This is a genomic window from Brevundimonas sp. P7753 (assembly GCF_013386595.1).
GTDB classification, from domain to species: Bacteria; Pseudomonadota; Alphaproteobacteria; order Caulobacterales; family Caulobacteraceae; genus Brevundimonas; species Brevundimonas bullata.
Genome location: NZ_JACARP010000116.1, coordinates 1 through 996 on the forward strand (window position 1 = coordinate 1; position 996 = coordinate 996).

The window sequence follows — 996 nt, forward strand, 5'->3', positions numbered from 1 at the left end:
CTTCAACGCTGACGTGCCCCACGCGACGCCCGAGCGGCCTCTGAACGCGGTCGCGCGCCGCGCCCTGCTGGAAGCGGCCGAACGTCGCAAGGCGAGCGAAGAGCCGGTTCTCGACACCGAACACGGCGGCCCGCGCGGTCCCGAGCCCACCCGCTACGGCGACTGGGAGAAGAAGGGTCTGGCCGTCGACTTCTGAGCCGGCCACGGCCCCGCCCGTTCGCGCGACGGGAGAATATTGAACGCTTCGGCCGAAACCGCATTAACCTTTGCGGCTGAAACAAGGAGCGTGGCCATGAAGGCTGTTCTGTCTATCGCTGTCGGCGCGACCCTGTTCGTCGCCGGAACCGCCGAGGCGCAGACGCGCCATGTCCGCCACAACGCCGCCTCCGGCTACGCCCAGCAGGCCTATGCCCATCACGGGAGCCAGCGCGGCCCCATGGTCGAGAGCCGGGTCCAGACCTACTACAGCGACACCGGCTGGCAGGGCGGCTACGGCCCGGTCGAGGCCTATGGCTATGGCTACGGCTATGGCGGCGCCGGTCAGCGCCCGCCCGTCGTGGTCGTCGCGCCGCAGCAGCCGATCCAGCCCGGCGGCTACAGCTACGGCGTCACGCGCTCCATGCCCTTCGGCTACGTCGTCGACGGCTATGGCCGCTATCCCTGGGCCCGCGGCTACGGATACGGCCAGGGCCAATACCAACAGGGCCAGTATCAGGGCCACTACCAGCAGGGCTATTATCAGGGCGGCTACGCTCCCGCGCCTCAGCCGGCCTACTACCAGCCCGCGCCGGTCTATGTGAACCAGCCCCCCGTCTATGTTTCGCAGCCGCCCATCTATGTGGCCTCCCCGCCGGTCTATGTTCAGCCCGCAGAGGTTCGCGTCGCGCCGCCGCTGGTGAACGTGGCCCCGCCTCAGGTCTATGTCGAACCCCCGCGCGTCGAGACGGCCCCGCCCCAGGTCAACTTCGAGCGCGGCTACTACGCCATGCCCGACAC

At 69.2% G+C, this 996-nt stretch carries 2 protein-coding genes; both read left to right on the plus strand.

Features of this window, described 5'->3' with window-relative positions; genetic code table 11:
- Positions 1-13 precede the first annotated feature (13 nt).
- Complete coding sequence (locus HX774_RS17490) at positions 14-196, plus strand: DUF1674 domain-containing protein (RefSeq protein WP_178828740.1); 183 nt, start codon at positions 14-16, stop codon at positions 194-196.
- Positions 197-292: 96 nt separating this feature from the next.
- Positions 293-996: hypothetical protein (locus tag HX774_RS17495; protein WP_178828739.1), on the plus strand; the 704-nt coding region annotated here is incomplete at its 3' end.